The sequence below is a fragment of the Pseudomonas sp. ADAK18 genome (assembly GCF_012935695.1).
Taxonomy (GTDB): Bacteria; Pseudomonadota; Gammaproteobacteria; order Pseudomonadales; family Pseudomonadaceae; genus Aquipseudomonas.
Genome location: NZ_CP052859.1, coordinates 1,365,873 through 1,373,765 on the forward strand (window position 1 = coordinate 1,365,873; position 7,893 = coordinate 1,373,765).

2 protein-coding genes are annotated in these 7,893 nt (G+C 62.3%); both read left to right on the plus strand.

The features are described from left to right. Nucleotides 1–302: 302 nt before the first annotated feature. Nucleotides 303–6,638: a non-ribosomal peptide synthetase gene (locus tag HKK55_RS06300; RefSeq protein ID WP_237151358.1), complete on the plus strand. Its 6,336-nt coding sequence runs from the start codon at nucleotides 303–305 to the stop codon at nucleotides 6,636–6,638. 130 nt (nucleotides 6,639–6,768) lie between these two features. Next, a complete protein-coding gene (locus HKK55_RS06305; RefSeq protein WP_237151359.1) occupies nucleotides 6,769–7,782 on the plus strand; it encodes a GlxA family transcriptional regulator in 1,014 nt (337 codons plus the stop codon). Nucleotides 7,783–7,893: the final 111 nt, after the last annotated feature.

Here is a 7,893-nt window from a genome sequence, read left to right on the forward strand (position 1 = left end):
CTCATTAGTTAGCTAGGCATCGGAAGAAAATGGTCAATCTCCTACATTCATTTAATCGTTTCAGCAGTGAACGTTTAGCCAGCCCGGTTTTTGGACACCGACACCGGTCCTCTAAAGCCTCGAACTGTCCGGGTTTCGGGTGACAGACAGTCCCGGGAGGCAGTGCTTAAATCCGTTGATTTCGCCTGAACGGGCAGCCTTGCGCGCCCTCTGGACACCCCTCCCATGAGATGGACCTTATGACGCTTTTTTCTACCACTGCCGTGGGCGACGTTGCTGTGAACGAGGCTTCTTGTGGCACCTTGCCGGTGTTCCCGCTCACCGCCGCACAGCGGGATATCTGGCTTGACCAACTGCGCCTCGGCGACTCGCCGCTGTACAACATTGGTGGTTATGTCGACCTTGCGGGCCCTGTCATTCCCGAACTGATCCAGCGAGCGGTAGAACTGTTGGTGTTCAAGCACGATGCATTGCGCACAGTGCTGCTGCTCGATGGCGATGGCATGCCCCGGCAAACCTTCACCTCAGCATTGGCGGTGCAGGTGCCGTTGCACGACTTTTCCACCTTGGCTGATCCACAGGCTGCGACCCAGGCCCTGATGCAGCAGCAGATGGCGCAGGTCTATTCCATGGAGCGCGGGCCCTTATTCCGCTTCTTCCTGGTCAAGCTCGATGACGATCATTACCGCCTCGGCACCCAGGCTCACCACCTGATTCTCGACGGCTGGGGCTTTGGTCAGATGCTGCAATCCCTGGCCGGGATCTACTGTGCCCTGGAGCAGGGCCGCCAGCCGGACTTGGTGGCGCCGTCCTATATCGACTTCATCGACAACGATGAACACTATCGCGAGTCGGCCCGTTACGCCCGCGACCGAAAGTACTGGCTGGATAAATACCAGGCCCTGCCCGAGCCGCTGCTGGTCCCTCGTTATCGCCCGCACCGCGACAACGACCAGGCGCCCAGCAACACGCTGGTGCAGCCGTTTCCCGTGGCCTTGCTGGACCGTATGGAGCAGGTTGCGAACCGCTACCAGGCGTCGGCGTTCCACGTCTTGCTGGCGGCGATGTACGTGTATTTCACCCGTACCACGCAGCGCCAGGAGTGGGTCGTCGGGCTGCCGATTCTGAACCGCTCCAACGCGCGCTTTCGTTCGACCCTGGGGCTGTTCGCCCAGGTCAGCGCCGTGCGCTTTCAGTTCAACGAGCAACTGCCTTTCAGTGCACTGGTGCGCGGTGTGCGTGATCAGCTCAAGCAGGATTTTCGCCACCAGCGTTTCCCCTTGAGCGAGATGAATCGCGAGTTGGGGCTATTACAAGCAGACCGTGGCCAGTTGTTCGACCTGTCGGTGTCCTATGAGCAGGATGATCATGATTACCGCTACGGCCAGGCCATGGCCCATGCGATCAAGGTCTCCAACCATCATGAGCAACTGCCGATTGCCATCCACCTGCGCAGCAATCGCTACAACCACACCGCTTGCCTGCACTGCGTCTACAACCAGGCCTATTTCCAACACGACGAGGTGCAGGCCCTGGCGGAGCGCTTTACCCATGTGCTGGAACAGGGGCTGGAAGACACCACCTTGCCGGTGGCTGGGTTCTCGCTGCTGACGCCCCGTGAAGCCGAGCAATTGCGGCACTGGAATGCGACGGCTCAGGCTTACCCCCCCGGGCAAACCCTCCACCAGCGCATCGAAAACCAGGCGGCACTGACGCCGGATGCCGTAGCCGCGCTGTACCAGGGCCGGCCACTGACCTATGCCGAGTTGAATCGGCAGGCCAACGGGTTGGCGCATTACCTGTTGGAGTTGGGCGTTCAACCCGACGACCGCGTGGCCATCGTCGCCCGGCGCGGGCTGGAGACGTTGGTGGGCTTGCTGGCAATCCTCAAGTCCGGTGCCTGTTATGTGCCGGTGGATCCGTCCCATCCGGCTGAACGCCTGAACTACCTGCTCAGTGACAGCGCGCCGGTGGCGGTGCTTACGCAGCAGGAGTTGCTGGCACGCTTGCCGGCCCTTGATGTGCCGGTGATCAACTTGGATCAACCTGCCTGGCAGCAGCATTCGACGGCCAACCCGCAAACGGCCGTGACGCCCACCCACCTCGCTTACCTCATCTACACCTCGGGCTCCACCGGGCAGCCCAAAGGGGTGATGGTGGAGCATCACACCGTGGCCAACTTGGTGGACTGGCATTGCCAGGCTTTCGGTCTGGGTCAGGGCAGCCATACCGCCAGCGTTGCCGGTTTCGGCTTCGATGCCATGGCCTGGGAAGTCTGGCCGGCCTTGTGCATCGGTGCGACCCTGCATCTGCCGCCAACCCACGACGGCGCGGAAGACATCGACGCGCTGCTGGACTGGTGGCGCGCACAACCCCTGGACGTGTGTTTCCTGCCCACTCCAGTGGCTGAATACGCCTTCAGCCAGAACCTCGAACACCCGACCCTGCGCACCTTGCTGATCGGTGGTGACCGTCTGCGCCAGTTCGCCCGCGCCCAGCGCTTCGAGGTGATCAATAACTACGGCCCTACCGAAGCCACGGTCGTGGCCACTTCAGGTCGGGTCGAGGTGGGCCAGCCATTGCACATTGGCAAGCCCATCGCCAATGCCACGGTGTACGTGCTGGACGAGCAGCAGCGTCCGGTCCCTGTGGGTGTTGTCGGCGAGCTGTACGTTGGCGGCAAAGGCGTGGCGCGGGGCTATTTCAACCGTCCGGAAATGACCGCAGAACGCTTTCTCGACGACCCGTTCAACCCCGGCCGCCTGTACCGCACCGGCGACCTGGCGCGCTGGCTGGAGGACGGTAACCTTGAGTACCTGGGGCGCAACGACGACCAGGTGAAAATCCGTGGCGTACGCATCGAACTGGGGGAAATCGAAGCCGCGCTGGCCAGCCATCACGGGATCGCCGAAGCCGTGGTCCAAGTCCGTGAGGGACAATTGCTGGCCTGGTTTACGGCACCTGAACCTGCGGCAATCGACGCGCTTCGTGCCCATGTGCAATCCCGCGTGCCGGACGCGATGGTCCCCGTGGCCTATATGAAACTGGACGCGCTCCCATTGACCGCCAACGGTAAACTCGACCGCAAGGCCTTGCCGGCGCCAGGGCCGGAGGCTTTTATCACCCGCCGCTATGAAGCCCCGCAGGGGGCTGTGGAAACCGCCCTGGCACAGATCTGGGCCGAGGTGTTGCAGGTCGAGCGGGTAGGGCGCCAGGACCATTTCTTCGAACTGGGTGGGCATTCCCTGCTGGCGGTCAATCTGGTGCAGCGCATGCGCCACGCCGGGTTGCAGGCTGATGTTCAGGTGTTGTTTGGTCAACCCACTCTCGCGGCGTTGGCCGCTGCGGTGGGGGTTGGGACGGAGCTTGAGGTCGCGGCCAATCGCATCCCGGCCGATTGCACACGCATTACCCCGGACATGCTGGCGTTGGCTGAGCTGGATCAAGTGACGATCGATCGCGTCGTCGCCGCGATTCCCGGTGGTGCTGCCAATGTGCAGGAGATCTATCCGTTGGCACCGTTGCAGGAAGGTCTGCTCTACCACCATGTGACCGACGAGCGTGATCCCTACCAGCAACACGCGATGTTCACCTTTGCCGGGCGCGAGCAGCTGGACGCCTTTGCCGAGGCCTTGCAACAGGTGATCGCCCGACATGACATCCTGCGCACCAGCCTGGTCTGGGACGCCATCGAGCAACCGATGCAGGTGGTCTGGCGCGAGGCACGGCTGACGCTGGAGCAGATGACACTGCCGGGCGATGCCATCGTCGACCGGTTGCGCGAACACTTCGATCCACGCCAGCGACCGTTGGACCTGCGCCAGGCCCCGATGATGGCCTTGGCGTTTGCCGAGGACCCGCAGAACAACCGTTGGGTCGGCATGTTGCGCTTCCATCACCTGGTCAACGACGCAACGTCAACCACTGTACTGATGGACGAAATCCAGGCCCACATGCAGGGTCAGCACCAGCGGTTGCCCGCGCCGATTGCCTACCGCAACTTCGTCGCTCAAACCCGCGCACCGGATCGTCAGGCCCGGCATGAGGCGTTCTTTCGTGAGCGTCTGGGGGATATGGATGAGCCGACCCTGGCCTTCGGTTTGCAGGAGCGCCAGGCGGATCGTCGCGAGACACAAGAAGTCGAGTGCGTGCTGCCCGACGCCCTCGGCCAGCGTCTGCGGCTACAGGCACGTACTCTGGGCGTCAGTGTGGCGAGCCTGTATCACCTGGCCTGGGCTCATGTACTCGGCAAGGTCTCGGGACGTGACGACGTGGTATTTGGCACCGTGTTGCTGGGTCGTTTGCAGGCGGGAGAGGGCGCGGACCGTGCCCTGGGCATGTTCATCAATACCTTGCCACTGCGTCTGCGGCTGGCCGGGCAACGGGTGCGCGATGCGGTCCTGGACACCCATCGTCAACTGAGCGCCTTGCTTGCCCATGAACAGGCTTCCCTTGCGTTGGCCCAGCGTTGCAGCAGCCTGCCGGCCTCCACCCCTCTGTTCAACAGCCTGCTGAACTACCGGCACGGTTTGGCCGACGATGATCAAGGGCTGCTGCGGGGTGTACCGGGGGTCGAGTTGCTGAGCAGTGAAGACATTCTTAGCTATCCGTTGATGCTCACTGTGGATGACCTGGCCAGCAGTTTCCGGCTCAAGGCCAAGGCACCGCGTAAGGTCGGCGCCCAATGTTTGCTGGATTACCTGGGCACTGTACTGGCAGGGTTGGTGCAAGTCCTTGAACAGAAGCCGGATACGCTGCTGGGCAAGGTTGCAGTGATACCAGCGGCCGAGCTGCAGCAGTTGTTGGTCGATTTCAACGCCACTGAAATCGATTACCCCGCGCACTTCACCGTCCAAGGGCTATTCGAGGCCCATGTTCGGGAGATTCCTGACACCGTGGCGGTGCAAGCGAGTGAGCGGCAACTGACGTATCAGCAGCTCAACGAGCGCGCTAACCAACTAGCCCACCACTTGCGCGAGTTGGGTGTGCAGCCAGATGCTCGGGTGGCGTTGTGCGTTGAGCGCGGCCCGGAACTGGTGGTGGGATTGCTGGCGATTCTCAAGGCGGGTGGCGCCTATGTGCCCATGGATCCCGGCTATCCCCGAGAGCGCTTAGCCTACATGTTGCAAGACAGTGCCCCCGTGGTGTTGCTGGTCCACGGCCCGACTCGCGACTTGCCGGGGGACGTCACTATGCCGGTGATCGACTTTGACCGCTGCGTCTGGCAGCACCAACGGCTGACCAATCCCGAGATCCCCGGCTTGAGTGTCGATAACCTCGCTTACGTGATGTACACCTCTGGCTCCACCGGCACGCCCAAAGGTGTGATGGTCGAACATCGTGGCCTGGGTAACCTGATGCTCTGGGGGGCACGGCTGTGCCCGAATGCTCGGGGGGGGGCCTTGTTGCAGCGGGCGCCGTTCAGCTTTGATGGTTCGGTGTGGGAGCTGTTCTGGCCATTGGCCAATGGCATGCGCCTGGTCTTGGCACGACCCGATGGGCATCGCGAACCGTCCTATCTGGTGCAAGTGATCCGCGAACAGTCCATCACCGTGATCAAGTTCGTGCCGGCCATGCTGCAACAGTTCCTCGAACTGGAAGAGTCCAGCCTCTGCACCAGCCTCACCGATGTGTTGTGCGGTGGCGGCGAACTCACCGAAGCCCTGGCCCGAGGCGTCCAGGCTCGCTTGCCCAAGGTTCGCCTGCACAACGTCTACGGCCCTACTGAAGCCACCGTCGATAGCAGCGCCTGGACCCTGGAGCCGGGTGCACCGGTGCCGTCGGTGCAGTTGCCCATTGGCCGGGCCATCAGCAACACCCGGCTGTATGTACTGGACGAGCACGATCAACCGGTACCCGTGGGCGTCAGCGGCCAGTTGCATATCGGCGGCGTGGGCGTTGCCCGGGGTTACCTGGGGTTGGCGCAGATGACGGCCGAACGTTTTATCGACAGCCCGTTTGTGGCGGGTGATCGCCTGTACCGCACCGGGGACCTGGTGCGTTACCTGCCAGACGGTAATCTGGAGTTTCTCGGTCGCAACGACTTCCAGGTCAAGCTGCGGGGCGTTCGCCTGGAGCTGGGAGAGATCGAATCGCGTCTGGCCGCCCACCCGGCGCTACGTGAAGTGGCGGTGCTGATTCGCGATGAGCGACTGGTGGCCTACTTCACCGTTCGCGGTGAGACGCCAAGCCTTGAGAGTTTGCGCATCCATGTGCTGGAGCTGTTGCCGGAATACATGGTGCCGTCGGCGTTTGTGCAGCTTGAAGCGCTGCCCCTGAATCCGGCTGGCAAGCTCGACCGCAAGGCCCTGCCGGAGCCGGGGTTGGAGGCCGTGGTGAGTCGTACCTACGAGGCGCCGCAGGGCGAAGTAGAAACGCTGATGGCCGGCATTTGGGCCGAAATGTTGAAGTTGGAAAGGGTGGGGCGTCATGATCACTTCTTTGAACTGGGCGGGCACTCATTGCTGGCGGTAGGCCTGGTGGCGCGCTTGCGCAAGGCGGGACTGGAGGTGGATGCGCGGACCTTGTTCAGCCAGCCGACGCTGGCGGGGTTGGCGGGTAAGGTGGGGGCGCTTGTGCAACGGGTGGAGGTGCCGCAGACGTTGATTCCGCAGCTGGATCGGCGGCGTAGGCTTTGAAGGGGCCGGCTTGAGAGCCACCCCCACAACCCACAACAAAGTGGTACGCCTTTCCCGCCCCGGCAGTTAGCATTGCGTCCATCCGCCCGACATTCAACGGGCGGATCACCGCCAACCAGCCGGTCAAACAATAATGGAACGACGCCAATTCAGCGGGGGTATGCAGGGGAAAAACCTGCGTTACCTGAACGAAGCCCCTGGCCAAACACCGCAAAAGATCCAAACAGGCTTCCTGCTGCTCGAACACTTCTCGCTGCCAGCATTTACCCAGGCCCTGGATACGATCATCACGGCAAACCTGCTGCGCCCCGGGCTCTTTTCCACCTGTACCTTCGGTTTGGGCGAAGGCGAGATCGTCAGCGACCTGGGCCTGGTCATTCGGCCAGAGGCGCGGCTTGGGGCCTCAGTGCTTCCCGAACTGGACTTGTTGGTGATTTGTGGCGGCTACCGTACAGCGCTCACGGCCAGTGACGAGTTCCTGCACCTGCTCAAGGCCGCATCGCAGCAGGGTGTCAGCCTGGCCGGGCTGTGGAATGGCGCCTGGTTCCTGGGCCGGGCGGGTGTGCTGGACGGTTATCGTTGCGCCATTCACCCCGAGCATCGTCCTGCACTGGCAGAGATCGCCAAGGCGACCCAGGTCAGCAGCGAACCCTATGTGATTGATCGCGACCGACTCACCGCGTCCAGTCCCTCCGGCGCTTTCCACATGGCGCTGGACTGGATCAAAAGTGTGCATGGCAAGGCGCTGGTGGAAGGGATCGAGGACATTCTGGCGTTCGAAGAATCGCGTTATCGGCGCGTCAAACCGGTGACCCATATCTCGGTGAGCGCGCCATTGCGCGAGGTCGTGAAGTTGATGGAGGCCAACCTCGAAGATCCGTTGGCGCTGGATCAGTTGGCGGTCTATGCCGGCCGTTCACGGCGACAACTGGAGCGCTTGTTCAGGGAGCAACTGGGCACCACCCCGCAGCGTTACTACCTGGAACTGCGCATCACCGAGGCGCGGCGTTTGCTCCAGCACACGGAAATGTCCCAGGTCGAGGTGCTGGTGGCCTGTGGTTTCGTGTCGCCCAGTCATTTCAGCAAATGCTACAGCGCGTTTTTCGGCTATCGGCCATCGAAGGAAACACGACGAGTCAAGTGACCGACCGCTCTACGGTGCACGTGCAAGGTGTGTGCCGCCCCCTCTTGTCCCTACTTCCCATGTCACCCCCACTGACCTGAATGCTCTAGTTTTCCAACCCTGCGGGGAGCC